The sequence below is a fragment of the Bradyrhizobium sp. 138 genome (assembly GCF_023074075.1).
GTDB lineage: Bacteria > Pseudomonadota > Alphaproteobacteria > Rhizobiales > Xanthobacteraceae > Bradyrhizobium.
In genome coordinates this window covers 114,114-129,036 of record NZ_JADPKT010000072.1, presented here as the reverse complement: position 1 = coordinate 129,036, position 14,923 = coordinate 114,114, and the positions used below count along the sequence as shown (strand labels likewise).

General features: G+C 63.1%; 13 protein-coding genes. 3 read left to right on the top strand and 10 right to left on the bottom strand.

Annotation, left to right across the window (positions count from 1 at the left end):
* The first annotated feature begins 162 nt into the window (after positions 1 to 162).
* Positions 163 to 678 carry a hypothetical protein gene (locus IVA79_RS24815; RefSeq protein ID WP_247557826.1) on the top strand — a complete coding sequence of 172 codons (516 nt, stop codon included), beginning with the start codon at positions 163 to 165 and terminating at the stop codon, positions 676 to 678.
* 325 nt (positions 679 to 1,003) lie between these two features.
* Here IVA79_RS24815 and IVA79_RS24810 read toward each other — a convergent pair whose 3' ends face one another.
* The 4 genes from IVA79_RS24810 to IVA79_RS24795 all read right to left on the bottom strand — a co-directional run bounded on the left by IVA79_RS24810 (position 1,004) and on the right by IVA79_RS24795 (position 5,522).
* Positions 1,004 to 1,864, bottom strand: coding sequence for a DUF5681 domain-containing protein (locus IVA79_RS24810; protein WP_247557824.1), 861 nt, complete (start codon positions 1,862 to 1,864; stop codon positions 1,004 to 1,006).
* A 157-nt stretch (positions 1,865 to 2,021) separates the two neighbouring features.
* Positions 2,022 to 3,308 (bottom strand): DNA methyltransferase, encoded by a 1,287-nt coding sequence (locus IVA79_RS24805; RefSeq protein WP_247557822.1) that lies wholly within the window; start codon positions 3,306 to 3,308, stop codon positions 2,022 to 2,024.
* 92 nt (positions 3,309 to 3,400) lie between these two features.
* Positions 3,401 to 3,811: a hypothetical protein gene (locus IVA79_RS24800; RefSeq protein ID WP_247557820.1), complete on the bottom strand. Its 411-nt coding sequence runs from the start codon at positions 3,809 to 3,811 to the stop codon at positions 3,401 to 3,403.
* Between the two features lie 487 nt (positions 3,812 to 4,298).
* Positions 4,299 to 5,522: an AMP-binding protein gene (locus tag IVA79_RS24795; RefSeq protein WP_247557818.1), complete on the bottom strand. Its 1,224-nt coding sequence runs from the start codon at positions 5,520 to 5,522 to the stop codon at positions 4,299 to 4,301.
* An 86-nt stretch (positions 5,523 to 5,608) separates the two neighbouring features.
* Between IVA79_RS24795 and IVA79_RS24790 the strand changes: the two genes are divergently transcribed.
* The gene (locus IVA79_RS24790) at positions 5,609 to 6,760 is read left to right on the top strand and encodes an AGE family epimerase/isomerase (protein WP_247557816.1); all 1,152 of its coding nucleotides are present in this window, start codon (positions 5,609 to 5,611) and stop codon (positions 6,758 to 6,760) included.
* Here the strand turns inward: IVA79_RS24790 and IVA79_RS24785 are convergent.
* From IVA79_RS24785 to IVA79_RS24760, 6 genes are all read right to left on the bottom strand, one after another.
* Positions 6,757 to 7,596, bottom strand: coding sequence for an ABC transporter ATP-binding protein (locus IVA79_RS24785; protein WP_247557814.1), 840 nt, complete (start codon positions 7,594 to 7,596; stop codon positions 6,757 to 6,759). The two genes, IVA79_RS24790 and IVA79_RS24785, sit on opposite strands and share 4 nt — an antisense overlap.
* Before the next feature lie 148 nt (positions 7,597 to 7,744).
* Positions 7,745 to 9,028, bottom strand: coding sequence for an ABC transporter substrate-binding protein (locus IVA79_RS24780; protein WP_247557812.1), 1,284 nt, complete (start codon positions 9,026 to 9,028; stop codon positions 7,745 to 7,747).
* 48 nt (positions 9,029 to 9,076) lie between these two features.
* Positions 9,077 to 10,150, bottom strand: a complete 1,074-nt coding sequence (locus tag IVA79_RS24775; protein ID WP_247557810.1) for a branched-chain amino acid ABC transporter permease — start codon at positions 10,148 to 10,150, stop codon at positions 9,077 to 9,079.
* Positions 10,151 to 10,153: 3 nt separating this feature from the next.
* Complete coding sequence (locus IVA79_RS24770) at positions 10,154 to 11,047, bottom strand: branched-chain amino acid ABC transporter permease (protein ID WP_247557808.1); 894 nt, start codon at positions 11,045 to 11,047, stop codon at positions 10,154 to 10,156.
* Between the two features lie 106 nt (positions 11,048 to 11,153).
* A complete protein-coding gene (locus IVA79_RS24765; protein WP_247557806.1) occupies positions 11,154 to 13,085 on the bottom strand; it encodes a long-chain fatty acid--CoA ligase in 1,932 nt (643 codons plus the stop codon).
* On the bottom strand, positions 13,082 to 13,903 hold the full coding sequence (locus IVA79_RS24760) for an ABC transporter ATP-binding protein (RefSeq protein ID WP_247557804.1): 822 nt from the start codon (positions 13,901 to 13,903) through the stop codon (positions 13,082 to 13,084). The genes IVA79_RS24765 and IVA79_RS24760 overlap by 4 nt, the downstream gene beginning before the upstream one ends.
* Before the next feature lie 336 nt (positions 13,904 to 14,239).
* Between IVA79_RS24760 and IVA79_RS24755 the strand changes: the two genes are divergently transcribed.
* Positions 14,240 to 14,914 (top strand): Crp/Fnr family transcriptional regulator, encoded by a 675-nt coding sequence (locus IVA79_RS24755; RefSeq protein WP_247326519.1) that lies wholly within the window; start codon positions 14,240 to 14,242, stop codon positions 14,912 to 14,914.
* Positions 14,915 to 14,923: the final 9 nt, after the last annotated feature.

The following is a 14,923-nucleotide window of genomic DNA, read 5'->3' as shown; positions in this document are numbered from 1 at the left end:
TTGATTCGGCGGCAGTGAATTTGATCCCGTATCAGGATTATCCCAAAATAGGATCAGATTAACCCTCAGGTGCGAACCTGAGCGGCAGGGCGCTTTGTACGCTGGACTTGTGCGGCGAGCGGAGCGCAACTGCAGGCGTCGCTCAACCCAAGGAGTTCCACAGTGCTAGTTGAACTGAATCAGAATCCCGTCACGCTCCATTCCAGCGCCTCCAGCGTGCGGGAGCAGGCGCTCTTCCATCTGTTGCTCGGGGAGCTCATGGCCGCGCGCTGGCGGCAGGGCCGCCACGACATCGAGGTGCTCAAGAGCGAGGTGGACCGAGGTGGCTACGACATCGTGCTCGAAGCCAACGGGGTCCTCCGGCATATCCAGTTGAAGTCGACCTTTTCCGGCTCGGCGGTCCGGCACGTGACCGTCAGCACCCGGCTGCTTGATAAGCCCAGCGGCTGTGTCATTTGGCTCGAGGTTGACCAGCGCACGCTGGCCGTCGAGCGCTACTTCTGGTTCGGTGGCCAGCCAGGAGCACGACTGCCGGATCTGGGCTCGAAGGTCAGCCGGCATACGCGGGCGGACAGCAACGGGCAGAAGCTCGAACGTCCCATGCACCGTGACGTGGGGAAGACTTCCTTTGAGGTTTTGAGCGGGGTAAATGAGTTGCTGATTAGGCTGTTTGGCTAGCGCTGAATGGTTGCTCGCGCGGACATCCATACCGATCAGCTCTCCGCTATCCGTCCGTCCCGTCAAATAGAGCATCGCAGGCTCCGCATTGCGGGCGTGGGCGCCTCCACCAAGCTGTTGGAAACGCGGAAGGCAGCCTGATTTGGCTGGGTCGACCGCGGCACTTTGGGACCTGAACGATATCTCTGGTTCGGCGGGGAGTCTGGGTCATCGTCACCCGGCGGACGGATCAGGCGGGAGTCATGCGCCAACAGCGTGGGCAAAGGGCCGAGCAACGCTGCAAGCTCGGCGAAACCTGCTTCAAGTGTCTCGGAGCGTCGACGACCTAATTCGCGGGCTTCTTGGGTAATTCAACAATGCTGGCGCCATAAAAGGCCAAGAGTTCCTCCGTGGTCTCGAACCGCTTGCGGGGCATGAGCAGAGGCTTACCCACCTTGGCAGGATCGTCGCGATCGAGAAATTCGCCGCCTTGCTCGGCCAAGCGAAGAATGTTGCCGAATGCTGCTGCATCATTTTGCAAAGCCGCGTTGCAGTTCTTCAGGAGAATGAGTTCAGCTAGAGTCACACTGCGGCTACTGCCATTCTGTTTGATTGTCTTACGCTCGGCCACAAGCCGCTTGAATAGTGCGATCATATTTTCGTCCTCCGCACCGGAGGTCTTGCGGCGGGCCGTCGATGCGCTGTTCCTGATCTTGGGCTTGGGGCTGCAAGACCCCGGTTCTCTCGCGGGTTCGTGACCTGCTTCCGTTTTGCCGGCCTGGGTTGCCCTTTCCGCTGCATTCTTTTGCTTCCACGCCTCGTAGCTCTCTGGAAATTCCGAGGGAGTGCGATCGTCGTAATAAATGATGTGCGGATGCTTGGAGGTCTCCTTGCGAAAAAGCCCGGCCTCGCGCATCAACTTCAGAAAGATCCGGAACGCGGTTGCATTGCCTTCCATCGCTCCCTTCAAAATTCGCCGCAGATATGCCTCTCGTGTCGAGATCTTGCGTCCATCCTTCAAAATCTGAGAGCTATCGAATATGTCGCGGATCAAGATCCCCTCAGGCCGCTTCGGTCGCCCCGTTGGGTTGCCTGATCGACCCTTCGGAAATCTCGTATGCCTCGGCGGGTGCTTGTAGCCGACCTCATAGGGCGCCTGTATTTCGTGAAGCGCATGAGGCTTAGCGGAGTCGCTTTCATCGTCCATTTGCTGTTCCCGAGATGGGTTTATGACCTTTGAGCGGACTACCATCTCGCTTCCAAGGAGGCGCTCACGAAAATTGCTGCGCGTATCAGCGGGGCGAGGTTGGTGCCGCGAGCGGTCATCTCGTCTTGAAATGCAGGGCGCTGCCAGGGTGAGTCGGTCAAGCCGCCCGAATCTCCGCCAGCTCCTCAAAGGTCTCCTGCATGGGATAAAGCAGAGCCTTCCTTCCGGTGAACTGCTCCCAACGGCGCACGGCGACATCGACGTAAGTGGGGTCGAGCTCGATTGCGCGGGCACAGCGACCGATCTTCTCCGCTGCAATCAGGATCGTTCCGCTGCCACAAAAGGGATCAAGCACGATCTGACCGCGCTTGGAGCAGTCCTTGATGGCATCGGCCACCATCGCGACGGGCTTCACGGTCGGGTGCAGCTTCAGCTCTTCCATGCGACCGGCCCGCATGCTGGTTGCGCCGTCATAGTCCCAGACATTGGTCCGATAGCGCCCGTGCTGGCCGAGTTCGAATGTGTTGGTATGCGCGGCCGATCCGTTCTTCCAGACGAACACCAGCTCATGCTTGGAGCGGTAGAACGAGCCCATGCCGGCGTTGGTCTTGTTCCAGACGCAGAGGTTCTTGAGCTCCGCATAGTGTCGATCCCCTGCAAGCAGCATTTCCCGCATATGACGCCAATCCATGCAGATCTGATGGATCGAGCCGTCCCTGGAGTAGCGGCAAAGCAGCCCGAATGTCCTGGAGAGGAACGTGGTGAATTCCTCCTCGCTCATCTCCCCTGAGGCCATGGCAAATTCACGGTGCTGGATGGCGCCCAGCCCCGAGACGTTTCCGCCGATGCGAACATTGTAAGGTGGGTCGGTGAAAACGAACTCGGCCCGCTCCCGATCCATGAGGGTGTCGTAGACCGCGCGATCGGTCGCATCCCCACAGAAAAGGGCGTGCTTTCCCAGCCGCCACATGTCCCCGACGCGGCTGATGGGTGGACCATCACCGCACTCCGGAATCCTGTTTTCGGGCTGCTCGCTCTCGTCGTCGAAGTTTTCGATAATGCAATCGACCTCGGCGGCTTCAAATCCCGTGAGATCGATGTCGAACCCCACGTCGGCGAGCTGCTTCAATTCGATGGCAAGGATCTCGTTATCCCAACCCGCCTTTTCGGCATGGCGATTGTCCGCAAGAATGTAGGCCCTCTTATCCGTCTCGCTAAGATGCGAGAGGCGGACGCAGGGCACCGTCTCGCGGTTCAGCAGGCGTGCGGCTGCAAGACGGCCATGGCCTGCAATGACCTGACCGTCATCATCGATAAGAATCGGATTGTTGAAGCCGAACCGCTTGATGCTCTCCGCAATCAGCTTGATCTGCTTCGCCGAATGGGTCCGGGCATTGCCGGCGTAGGACTTTAAAGTGTCAATTGACAGCTGCTCGATCTGCAAAGGTTCTCTCCCGAATTGAGTTCGCTTGAGGCGGAATGCCCCGGGAGGTTTTTGCAGATGAGGCGGCCGAATTCGCTCACGGAAATTAGCGGTTACGGTGCACGAACGGGAGGACGCGGGAACTGGCGCTCGATCTCCGCTTCGAAGTCCTCCGAATCCCTGCGGCGGTCGTCGGGATGTAGGCGCCCATTCTTCCAATGAGTGTGCTTATTCCGGAGGCTCTTCCAATCGATATTCTTGAGGCGCTTATGTGCCCAAGATGCCAACAGGCCGTAAGCGCGCTCGCTGGTCGCGATATGATCGGCGGTGCGTAACCGGGCCGCTTGATCTGCCTTGAGCCGCCGGCAAAGCCACGGATAGATCCTGTCGATCTGCTCCAGGGTAAAGTCCTGCAGCGCTGGGTGATTGGGCGGGCGACCACGGCCCTTCTTGGTGGGAAGGTCGTGCCGGACGTGCCATGGCGGATCGTCTTGAAGCCGCTGCTGATCAAACGGGACACCCATGTTCGTCTCTCCTTCGGTTCGCTGGTCCGGAGAAACGCTAGCCCAAGATGGAGCTTCAGCGCAGCGCGGCGCACCGGGGTGGTAAACGCTCAAAATCCGATATTGCGGATTCGGAGGGCTATGGGGGTAGCGGGCGAGTCCAATTGGCGAATGTAGAGGTCTCCCATCGCGTTTTCGAATTCCATCACAAGGGCGTGACAAACTGCTCTGCATTCACGAGAAGAAGGATCGCTCGAGGCGCGCAAGCTGGAGAGCTCTCCGGCCATTTCCATTGCCGTTGATCGGCTTTTCCCTGCTTCGGCTCGGCCGATTCCCTGTTCTTTGCTTGTGAATTCCCTGATAGCGGTTCGGAATTCCCTGTTATTTTCCGCCCGGCGCTCGCCACAGGGCGCGTAAGCCTCGGATATTCCGGGGGTTTTGCGCAGTTTTGCTCCTGAGCAGAGCGTAGCTTTGCGAAATATTCGCTGTTACCGGAACAAGGTCAGCGTTAGCGCTCGTCCGCGATCACCTTGCCGTCGTTCGGCAGGGCGCCGGGACCGACCAGATCGACGCTTCCACCGAGTTTCGTCACGGCGCGCAAGCTGGCCGCAACCTCTTCGCGCAGGGCGTCGTTCGCGGTCGCAGTTTCCGCTTTCAGTGTCATCGCGTCGGCCTCGCCCTGTCGGGTGACGATCAGGCGCAGTCTTCCGAGCTCGGAATGCCGCTTGCCGATCTCGGCGATCTGCTCGGGACGGACAAACATGCCTTTGACCTTGGTGGTCTGGTCGGCGCGGCCCATCCAGCCCTTGATGCGCATGTTAGTACGCCCGCACGGGCTCGTGCCGGGCAAGGCCGCGGTGAGGTCGCCGAGCGCAAGCCGGATCCAGGGATGGTGCGGGTCGAGCGAGGTGACGACGATCTCGCCGACGTCGCCTGGCGTCACGGGATCGCCGGTACCTGGCTTGACGATCTCCAGGATCAGGTCCTCGTTGACGACCATGCCTTCACGCGCCTCGGTCTCGAATGCGATGAGGCCGAGATCGGCGGTGCCGAAGGCTTGGTAGGCGTCGAGGCCGCGCGTCTTGATCTCGGCCTGGAGCGAGGGCGGGAACGCGGCACCTGAGACCAGCGCGCGCTTGATCGAGGAGACGTCGCGGCCCGAGCTCGCCGCAGCATCGAGCAATATCTTCAGGAAGTCCGGCGTGCCGCTGTAGCCGACCGGCCGGTAGGCCTCGATCAGTTCGAATTGCTGTTCCGTATTGCCGGGCCCTGCCGGGATCACGGCGCAGCCGAGCGCACGCGCCGATGCATCGAAGATGAAGCCTCCGGGGGTGAGATGGTAGCTGAAGGTGTTGAGGACGACGTCATCGGGGCGGAACCCGGCCGCGAACAGCGCCCTTGCGCCGCGCCAGGGGTCGGCCTGCCGTCCCTCCGGCTCGAAGATCGGCCCTGGGGAGGTGAAGAGGCGGGCGAACGAGCCGGGGGCCGCCGCCACGAAGCCTCCGAAGGGCGCAGAGGCCTTATGCAGGGCGGGCAGTTCCGACTTGCGCAACACCGGCAGACCCGCCAGTGCCGCTCTGGAGGTCACGGCGGCGGGATCGAGACCCCTCAGCCGCTCGGCATAGGCGGGGGCGGCTATCGCGGCTCGCAGCACCTCCGGCAGGTGGGAGAACAGATCGGCCTCGCGCGCTGCTGGCTCGCGCGTCTCGCGGGCGTCGTAATGGGCGGTCATGGTTGTTCTTTCCGTGTTGGCATCCGTTGCGCGCCGCCACCGGCATGGGTATCAGACCGCCATTGGCGAGGCGTGAAGGGGACCCGATGGCGGACGTAGGAAACATTGCGGCAGATGAGGCTGCGGATGTCGTCGCGCGCCTGAAGCGCCGCATGATTGGCGAGGCGCTGCCGCTGTGGTCGACGGTCGGCTGGGATCATGCCGCGGGCGGCTTCATCGACCGGCTGCACCGCGACGGTACTGCGGATGCGGCCGCTCCGCGGCGCGTGTTCGTGCAGGCCCGCCAGATCTGGTGCTATGCCAAGGCCGCCCAGATGGGTTGGTACCCCGAGGGGCGCGCCATCGCGCTGAAGGGGCTGGAGCATCTGCTGGCCAAAGCCAGGGCGCCTGACGGCCGGCCCGGTTATGTGCACCGGCTGACGCCGGAGGGCGCGGTGCTCGACGGCCGGCGCGACGCCTACGACCACGCCTTCATCCTGTTCGCGCTCGCGACCGTCTACGCGCTCGACCAGGACGCGCAGGTTCGTGCCGAGATCGACGCGCTGCTCGCTTTCCTCGACGGCCATCTCCGCTCGCCGCATGGCGGCGTGCACGAAGGCCTGCCGGTGTCGCTGCCGCGCCGGCAGAACCCGCACATGCATCTGTTCGAGGCGATGATCGCGTGTTTCGACGCGACCCATGATCTGTCGTTCCAGAACCGTGCCGGCGAATTCTTCGCGCTGTTCCTGGCCAATCTCTACGACAAGCAGAAGCGCATCCTGACCGAGTATTTCGAGGAGGACTGGTCGAAGATCGAGCCGGTCAGCGTCGAGCCGGGCCACCAGGCGGAGTGGGTCTGGCTCCTGAAGGGGTTCGAACGCATCACGGGTTGCCCGACCGGGCAGCGGCGCGCCGAACTCCTGGCGACCGCGCTGCGCTATCGCGACGAGGCCACCGGCTGCTTGATCGACGAGGGGGGCGATACTGGCAACATTCGCCGCAGCACGCGCCGACTTTGGCCGCAGACCGAGATCGCGAAGGCGTGGATCGCGCAGGCCGAGTCCGGCGAGGCGGGTGCGGCGGACGAGGCGCGTGCGGCGCTGGTGCGGCTCGAACGGCATTATCTCAGCCATCCCGTAAGGGGCGGCTGGTACGACCAGTTCGATCGCGACGGCAAGTCGCTGATCGACACCATTCCCGCGTCGTCGTTCTATCATGTTCTCTGCGCAGTCACGGAAGCGGAGCAGGTGCTGGGTTAGAGCCACCGCTTGCGCCGCTTGAAGCTCTTGAGGTTCTTGAAGCTCTTGCGCTGGTCGCCGGCGCCGCCGAGGTAGAATTCCTTGACGTCCTCGTTGTCGCGCAATTCGTCGGCGGTACCGTCGAGCACGACCTTGCCCTGCTCCATGATGTAGCCGTGGCTCGCCACCGACAGCGCGGCGCGCGCGTTCTGCTCCACCAGGAGGATGGTGACGCCGAGGTCGCGGTTGATCTTCTGGATGATCGAGAACACCTCTTTCACCAGCAGCGGCGACAGACCCATGGACGGCTCGTCCATCAGGATCATCTTCGGGCGCGCCATCAGCGCGCGGCCGATCGCAAGCATCTGTTGCTCGCCGCCGGAGAGATAGCCGGCAAGGCCGGTACGCTCCTTCAGGCGCGGGAAGTAGTTGAAGACCATATCGAGGTCGGAATCGACCTCCCGATCCCTGCGGGTGAAGGCGCCGAGCTTGAGGTTCTCCAGCGACGTCATGTCGGCAACGATGCGCCGGCCCTCCATCACCTGGAAGATGCCGCGGCGGACGATCTTGTCCGGATCGATGCCGTTGATGCGCTCGCCTTCGAACAGGATCTCACCGCGCGTGACCTCGCCGTCCTCGGTCTTGAGCAGCCCCGAGATCGCCTTCAGCGTCGTCGACTTGCCGGCGCCGTTGGCGCCCAGCAGCGCCACAATCGCGCCTTTGGGCACCTCTAAGCTGAGCCCGCGCAGCACCAGGATGACGTCGTCATAGACGACCTCGATGTTGCGCACGGCGAGGAGGGGAGCGGACGCCACGGCGGTTGGCTTGGTGCGGGACGCTTCGAGGGTATCGGTCATCGGTGTGTCTACCAAATTGCTACGCTCGTCATGCCCGGGCTTGTCCCGGGCATCCACGTACTTGCCGTAAGGTCAGGCGTGGATGGCCGGGACATCTGTGCGAAGACGCGCTTCGCGCTTTTGCCCGGCCATAACGTCTGAGTTTGCATTACCAACCCAGCAATTCCGGCTTACGCGGCAGCTCGACGGTCTTGACCTTCTCGAGCTTAATCGTGCCCTTGGTCATGAGATCGTTGAGGTCGCCGTCGGTCGCGCCCGAGATCTTGGTGCGATAGAGATCGACCTTCAGCGTGCCGCGATGGTCCTTGTCGGTCCAGGTCGAGGGATTGCAGACGCCTTCCATTCCGGCCGGCACCCAATCCTTCTTCTGGTAAAACCCCTTGGCGACGTTCTCACCGGTGGCGCCGCCGTTCTTGGCGGCCCAGTCGATCGCCTCCTTCATGTAGAGCGCCGAGCAGACGGCCGCGACGTAGTGCACGGGACGATAAACCTTGCCGCTGGCGTCGGACATCTTCGAGATTTCCATCAATGTCTTCATGCCGGGCGCATCGCCGCCCCAGCTCACCGCGGTGCGCAAGGGGAAGATCACGCCGTTGGCGGCATCGCCTGCGGTCTTGGCGGCGTTCTCGTCCATGCCCCAGACATTGCCCATGAACTGGATCTCGACGCCGGCGGTCTTGCAGGCCTTCATCACCGAGATGTTGGAGGCGGCGGTGTTGCCGAGATAGGCGTAGTTGGCGCCCGAGGATTTCAGGCTCAGGCACTGCGCGCTGTAGTCACCCGGCGCGAGCGCGAACACCAGCGGCGGCAGCACCTCGAAGCCGAGCTCCTGCGCCATCGCCTCACCGGCGGCCTTCGGCGCGTTGGGATAGGGATGGTTGGCGCCCATGTGCACGAATTTCGGCTTGCCGGACTTACCCTTGGCCTTCCAGTCCTCGGCGGCCCACATCAGCATCGCGCGCAGCGCGTCCGAATAGCTCGGGCCATAGAAGAAATTGTAGGGCGCGGGCTTGGCCTTGCCACTGACGCCTTCGGGATCGGTGAGGGCGGCGGCATAGGAGCCGGACATGTCGGGAATCTTGTCTTGGGCGAGGAAGCCGGTCAGCGCCTCGGTGTCGGCGGTGCCCCAGCCCATGATCGCGGCGACCTTGCTGTCTGGCGCCGACCATTTCTTGTACAGCGCGATCGCGCGAGGCACCTGGTAGCCATAATCGTTGGTGTCGAGGTTGACCTGCTTACCGCCGACGCCGCCGTTCTTGTTGACCCACGCGAAGGTGTCGGCGACGGCCTGGCCAAAGGGCGTGCCAACGTCGGAGGTGCCGCCGGAATAGTCGGCGAGGTGCCCAATCGCGATCTGCGCCTGCGCGCCCGCCGAAAATGCGGCGATCGCGATGGCGAGCGATGCGGTGCTCAAAAGGGACTTCATCGTCATGGGTCGGTTCCTCCTGTTTATTGTTTAAGCGAAGTTAGTTGCCCGCGCTCAATGCGAGAACGGGTAGAGTTTCCAGTACGCCTTGATCTGCCGCCAGCGATGCGCGAGCCCGTCAGGCTCGAACATCAGGAACGCGATGATGATCACCCCGATCGCGATCTCGCGCAGGAAGGTGATGTTGGTGTTGAGCGACAGCGCCTTGTCGATCGCGCCGCCCTTCAGGTACAGGCTGATGAATTCCATGGACTCCGGCAGCAGCACCACGAAGGCGGTGCCCATCAGCGTCCCCATGATCGAGCCGGTACCGCCGATGATGATCATGGCGAGGAACAGGATCGAGCGCTCGATGCCGAAGCCCTCCTGCGACACCACGAGCTGGTAATGCGCGTAGAGCGCGCCTGCGATGCCGGCGAAAAAGGCGGCGAGTCCGAACGACAGCGTGCGGTATTTCGTCAGGTTGATGCCCATGATCTCCGCGGAGAGATAGTGGTCGCGGATCGCCACCAGCGCGCGGCCGTCGCGGGTGCGCATCAGATTGGTGACGAGGATGTAGCTTAGAAGCACATAGGCCAGCACGACGTAGAAATACTGTCTGTCACCCCGCAGCGTGTAGCCGAAGATCGAGAACGGCTCCGCGCTCGCCGGCACCGATCCGCCGGAGAACCATTCGGCACGGGAGAAAAAATCGAGCAGGATGTATTGCGCGGCGAGCGTTGCGATGACGAGGTACAGCCCCTTCAGCCGCGCCGCCGGGATGCCGAAGATCAGGCCGACCAGCGCGGTGACGACGCCAGCGAGCGGGATTGCGAAGAATACGGGGATCGGCGCGTTGTTGGAGATGTAGGCCGAGGTGAAGGCGCCGAGCAGGAAGAAGGCGGCGTGCCCGATCGAGATCTGGCCGGTGAAGCCGACGAGGATGTTGAGGCCGAGTGCCGCGATCGAGAAGATGCCGATCTGGATCAGGATGCTGAGCCAGTAGCCGCTGAAGAATTGCGGCGCGAGGCACAGCAGCGCTACGCCCGCGATGGCGAAGTTGCGGCTGGTGGTGGTCGGGAAGATCGTGGTGTCCACCGCGTACGAGGTGCGGAAATCACCAGCAGGAATGAGGGCAGGGCCGGCCATGGGTCAGATCCGCTCGATGTCATGGGTGCCGAACAGCCCGTAGGGCTTGATCATCAGCACGATGATGAGGACGTAGAACGGCGCGATCTCGTAGAGATTGCCCCAGTGCAGGTACTCGCTGTCGACATATTGGGCGACGTTCTCGAGCAGGCCGATGATGATGCCGCCGAGCACGGCACCACCGACGGAGTCGAGCCCGCCGAGGATCGCCGCCGGAAATACCTTGATGCCGTAGGCGGCAAGGCCCGAGGACACGCCGTTCACGACGGCGACGACGACACCCGCAACCGCCGACACCGTCGCCGAGATCGCCCAGGCCATCGCGAACACGCTCTTGACGGAGATGCCGAGCGATTGCGCGACCTGCTGGTTGAACGCGGTGGCGCGCATCGCAAGACCATATTTGGAGGCGCGGAAGAACCAGGCCATGCCGATCATCATCGCGACCGACACCACGAGGCTCATGACATAGACAGTCTGGATCTGGAGGCCGAACAGGCTGACCGACTGGCTCTCGAACACGCGCGGGAACGGCTGGGGATTGACGCCGAACATCCATTTCAGCGTCGCCTGCAGCACGGTGGAGAGCCCGATCGTCACCATGATGACGGAAATAATGGGCTCGCCGATCATCGGTCGCAGGATGAGGACCTGCACCGCAATGCCGAACACGAACATGAACACCAGCGTCATCGGCATGCCGATCCAGAACGGCACCTGGTACTTCGCCAGCAGCGCCCAGCAAACCCAGGCGCCGACCAGCAGCAGCTCGCCCTGCGCGAAGTTGACGACCTGCGTCGCCTTGTAGATCAGCACGAACGACATTGCGACCACGCCATAGAGCGTGCCGACCACGAGGCCGTTGACCAGGAGCTGGATGAGGAAGCCGGTGTTCATGTCGATGTCCGCGCAAAGTGCTGAAGCGATGACGGTGCGCCCTCTCCCCTTGTGGGAGAGGGTGGCTTCGCGAAGCGAAGACGGGTGAGCGCGGTGTAAAAAGAAATCACTCCGCCGCCTCCGCCATCTGCCCATGCCCGCGGAGATCCACCACGCGCAGGGTCGTCCGCACGCGCTGGGTCGTGCCGTCCTGGAAGCGGATCACGGTGTCGACGGGGATGTCGGCATCGCCGCGATAGATGGCGTCGATGATCCCAGCATATTTCTCGTTGATGACGCTGCGGCGCACCTTTCTTGTGCGGGTGAGCTCGCCGTCGTCGGCGTCGAGCTCCTTGTAGAGCAGCAGGAAGCGCGAGATGCGCTGGGCCGGCGGCAGCGTGGCGTTGACGGTCTCGACCTCCTTCTGGAGCAGCGCATAGACCTCGGGCCGCGAGGCGAGATCGCTGTAGGTCGTGAAGGAGAGGCGGTTCTTCTCCGCCCATTTCGAGATGATGGAGTAACGGATGCAGATGATCGCCGCGAGCGCGTCACGGCCGGCGCCCAGCACGACGGCTTCGGCGATATAGGGCGAGAATTTCAGCTTGTTCTCGATGAATTGCGGCGAGAAGCGCTCGCCGCGCGAGGTCTCGGCGAGATCCTTGATGCGGTCGATGACGACGAGCTGCTGGTTCGCGTTGAAATAGCCGGCATCGCCCGACAACATCCAGCCGTCCCTGACGTCGGCGGCGCTGGCCTCGGGATTCTTGTAATAGCCGAGGAACATGTTGGGATGCCGCACCACGATCTCGCCGACGCCGTGGACGTCGGGATTGTCGATGCGGATCTCGACATTGTCGGACATCGGCACGCCGGTAGTATCAGGGTCGACCTTGCCCTCGGGATGCAGCGTGTAGGCCCCGAGCAGCTCGGTCTGGCCGTACAACGTGCGCAGCGGCACGCCCATGGCCTGGAAGAACTTGAAGGTCTCGGGGCCGAGCGCCGCGCCGCCGGTCGCGGCCGAGCGCAGCCGGGTGAAGCCGAGACGGTCGCGCAGCGCGCGGAACAGGATCGCGTCGGCAAGGCCGGAGCGCTTGCCCTGTTCGAGCGCAGCAAGCCCCGACTTCATGCCGACGTCGAACAGGCGCTGCTTGAGGGGCGTCGCATCCATCACCTTGGCGCGGACGTCGGCCGCGATGGACTCCCAGACGCGAGGCGCGAACAGCACGAACGTCGGCGCGATCTCGCGCAGATCGTTCATCATCGTATCCGGCTCTTCGACGAAGTTGATCTTCATCCGGCAGAGCAGGCCTTTGCCGAGCACGTAGACCTGCTCCATGATCCACGGCAGCGGCAGCACCGAGACGTATTCGTCGTCCGGACCCTTGGGGTCGAAGGCAAGATAGGTCGCGCAGTGGCCGAGCACGCGGCCGGCGGCGAGCATCGCGAGCTTGGGATGGGACGTGGTGCCCGACGTCGTGCAGAGGATCGCGACGTCCTCGCCCTTGGTGGCATCGACCAGTCTGTCGTAAAGCTCCGGGTCGCGCGCGGCACGTGCCCGGCCGAGCTCGGCAAACTTCTCGGCCGACATCAGCCTGGGATCGTCGTATTTGCGCATCCCACGCGGATCGGAATAGATGATGTGCTTCAGCTTCGGCGCACGCTCGGCGAGGGTGAGCAGCTTGTCGACCTGTTCCTCGTCCTCGGCGAAGACGAGCTGCGCCTCGCCATAGTTGAGCAGATAGGAGGCCTCCTCGTCGAGCACGTCGCGATAAAGTCCGAGGCTGAGGCCGCCGATGGCGTGCGTCGCCACCTCCGCCGCCACCCAGTCCGGCCGGTTGTCGCCGATGATGCCGATGACGTCGCCGCGGCCAAGGCCCATTTCGAGAAGACCGAGCGCGAAGTCGCGCACGCGGGTCTGATAGTCGTTCCAGGTGAACAGCCGCCAGAGCCCGAGATCCTTCTCGCGCAATGCGATCTCGTTTCCATGCTCCTTTGCATTGAGCCGGAGCATCTTCGGATAGGTGTCGGCCTGCGCGACGCGGCCTGCGTAATCCATCATGCCGCGCTCTCCTGCGCCGGCGAAGCATCGTCGGGATCGACCAGCACCTCGTCCTCCTCGCCGAGATAGGCGCGCCTGACGTGGGGATCGGCGAGCACGGTCGCTGGATCGCCTTCGGCGATCTTCTTGCCGAAATCCAGCACCATGACGCGGTGGGAGATGTCCATCACCACGCCCATGTCGTGCTCGATCATCACCACCGTCATCCCGAACTCCTCGTTGAGGTCGACGATGTAGCGGGCCATGTCCTCCTTCTCCTCGAAGTTCATGCCGGCCATCGGCTCGTCGAGGAGGATGAGGCGCGGCTCCAGCGCCATGGCGCGGGCGAGTTCCACGCGCTTGCGCAGGCCGTAGGAGAGGGTGCCGGCGGTGGCTTTTCGCACCGACTGGAGGTCGAGGAAGTCGATGATCTCCTCGACCTTGCGGCGGTGCTCGAGCTCCTCCTTGCGCGCGCCGGTGAGCCAGTACAGCGAGCCCGTGAGGAAATTGTTCTTCAGGAGATGATGGCGTCCGACCATGATATTGTCGAGCACGCTCATGTGGTGGAACAGCGCCAGGTTCTGGAAGGTGCGGCCGATGCCGAGCGAGGCGCGGGCATTCGGGGTCAAACCGGTGATGTCGCGGCCCTGGTAGAACAGCTGGCCTTCGGTCGGCTTGTAGCGGCCGGAAATACAGTTCACGATCGAGGTCTTGCCGGCGCCGTTGGGGCCGATGATCGAGAACAGCTCGCCCTCCCTGATGGCGAAGCCGACGTCGGTCAGCGCTCGGACGCCGCCGAATCGCAAGGACACGCCGCGCACTTCAAGACTGGTAGGCACCAAACCAAACCCTCCCGGTGATGGCGCACTTTAGCGGCGCTCTTCGTCCGTTCCTGCCCGGCGATCCTAGTACGGTGGTGCCGGTGAGGCCATGCAGCAGATGGTCTCGACCGGAGCCGCACCACTCTCGTTCCCGTTTGGGATCAAAAGCTGCATCGCCCGAGGTGGTCCTCAATAGTGGAAAGCGCTATTTAGAAATGTCTCCCGGCTGACAATTCTGCGACAAAGTTTGCCGGGCGGCAGTGGCCTTCATCTTTCGTCGATGGCGGTCCAAACCATCATGTTGCATTGCAGCAGAGGGCGGAGCGACGAAACGGTGCGGTTAGCGGCGAGATCATGATTTCAGAAGAGCATCTGAAGCGCGTCGCCGCCTGGTCGCGCGAGCTCACGCAAGCGGAGATCGAGGTCGCGCGTGCCGGAATCACGGAGCGGTCCTACGGCACCGGCGAGACCGTATTCATGCGCGGCGATATTTTTGCCTATTGGGCCGGCATGGTGGGCGGCCTTGCCCGCATGGGCGGGGTCTCGCGCGACGGCAAGGAGACCAGCCTAGCCGGGCTGACGGCAGGAGCCTGGTTCGGCGAGGGCAGCGTGCTCAAGAACGAGCCGCGCCGCTATGACGTGGTCGCGCTGCGCGACAGCCGCGTCGCCCTGATGGAACGCAGCGCCTTCATGTGGCTGTTCGAGAACAGCGTCGGCTTCAACCGCTTCCTGGTGCGCCAGCTCAACGAACGGCTTGGCCAGTTCATCGGCATGCTCGAGGTCAACCGCACGCTGGATGCCACCGCGCGCCTCGCCCGCAGCATCGCCTCGCTGTACAACCCGATCCTCTATCCGGAATCGACCGCGCATCTGGAGATCACCCAGGAGGAGATCGGCGCGCTCTCCGGCATGTCCCGCCAGAACGCCAACCGCGCGCTGAACCGGCTGGAGAAGGAGGGACTGCTGCGGCTGGAATATGGCGGCGTCACCATCCTCGATATCGAGCGGCTGCGCGGGTACGGGGATTAGAGCGTTTTC

What these genes read in the sequence shown, in the direction of transcription:
- IVA79_RS24810 (WP_247557824.1), bottom strand. Translation starts at nt 1,864, where the DNA reads ATGGACGATGAAAGCGACTCCGCTAAGCCTCATGCGCTTCACGAAATA.
- IVA79_RS24800 (WP_247557820.1), bottom strand. Translation starts at nt 3,811, where the DNA reads ATGGGTGTCCCGTTTGATCAGCAGCGGCTTCAAGACGATCCGCCATGG.
- IVA79_RS24795 (WP_247557818.1), bottom strand. Translation starts at nt 5,522, where the DNA reads ATGACCGCCCATTACGACGCCCGCGAGACGCGCGAGCCAGCAGCGCGC.
- IVA79_RS24790 (WP_247557816.1), top strand. Translation starts at nt 5,609, where the DNA reads ATGGCGGACGTAGGAAACATTGCGGCAGATGAGGCTGCGGATGTCGTC.
- IVA79_RS24785 (WP_247557814.1), bottom strand. Translation starts at nt 7,596, where the DNA reads ATGACCGATACCCTCGAAGCGTCCCGCACCAAGCCAACCGCCGTGGCG.
- IVA79_RS24780 (WP_247557812.1), bottom strand. Translation starts at nt 9,028, where the DNA reads ATGACGATGAAGTCCCTTTTGAGCACCGCATCGCTCGCCATCGCGATC.
- IVA79_RS24775 (WP_247557810.1), bottom strand. Translation starts at nt 10,150, where the DNA reads ATGGCCGGCCCTGCCCTCATTCCTGCTGGTGATTTCCGCACCTCGTAC.
- IVA79_RS24770 (WP_247557808.1), bottom strand. Translation starts at nt 11,047, where the DNA reads ATGAACACCGGCTTCCTCATCCAGCTCCTGGTCAACGGCCTCGTGGTC.
- IVA79_RS24765 (WP_247557806.1), bottom strand. Translation starts at nt 13,085, where the DNA reads ATGATGGATTACGCAGGCCGCGTCGCGCAGGCCGACACCTATCCGAAG.
- IVA79_RS24755 (WP_247326519.1), top strand. Translation starts at nt 14,240, where the DNA reads ATGATTTCAGAAGAGCATCTGAAGCGCGTCGCCGCCTGGTCGCGCGAG.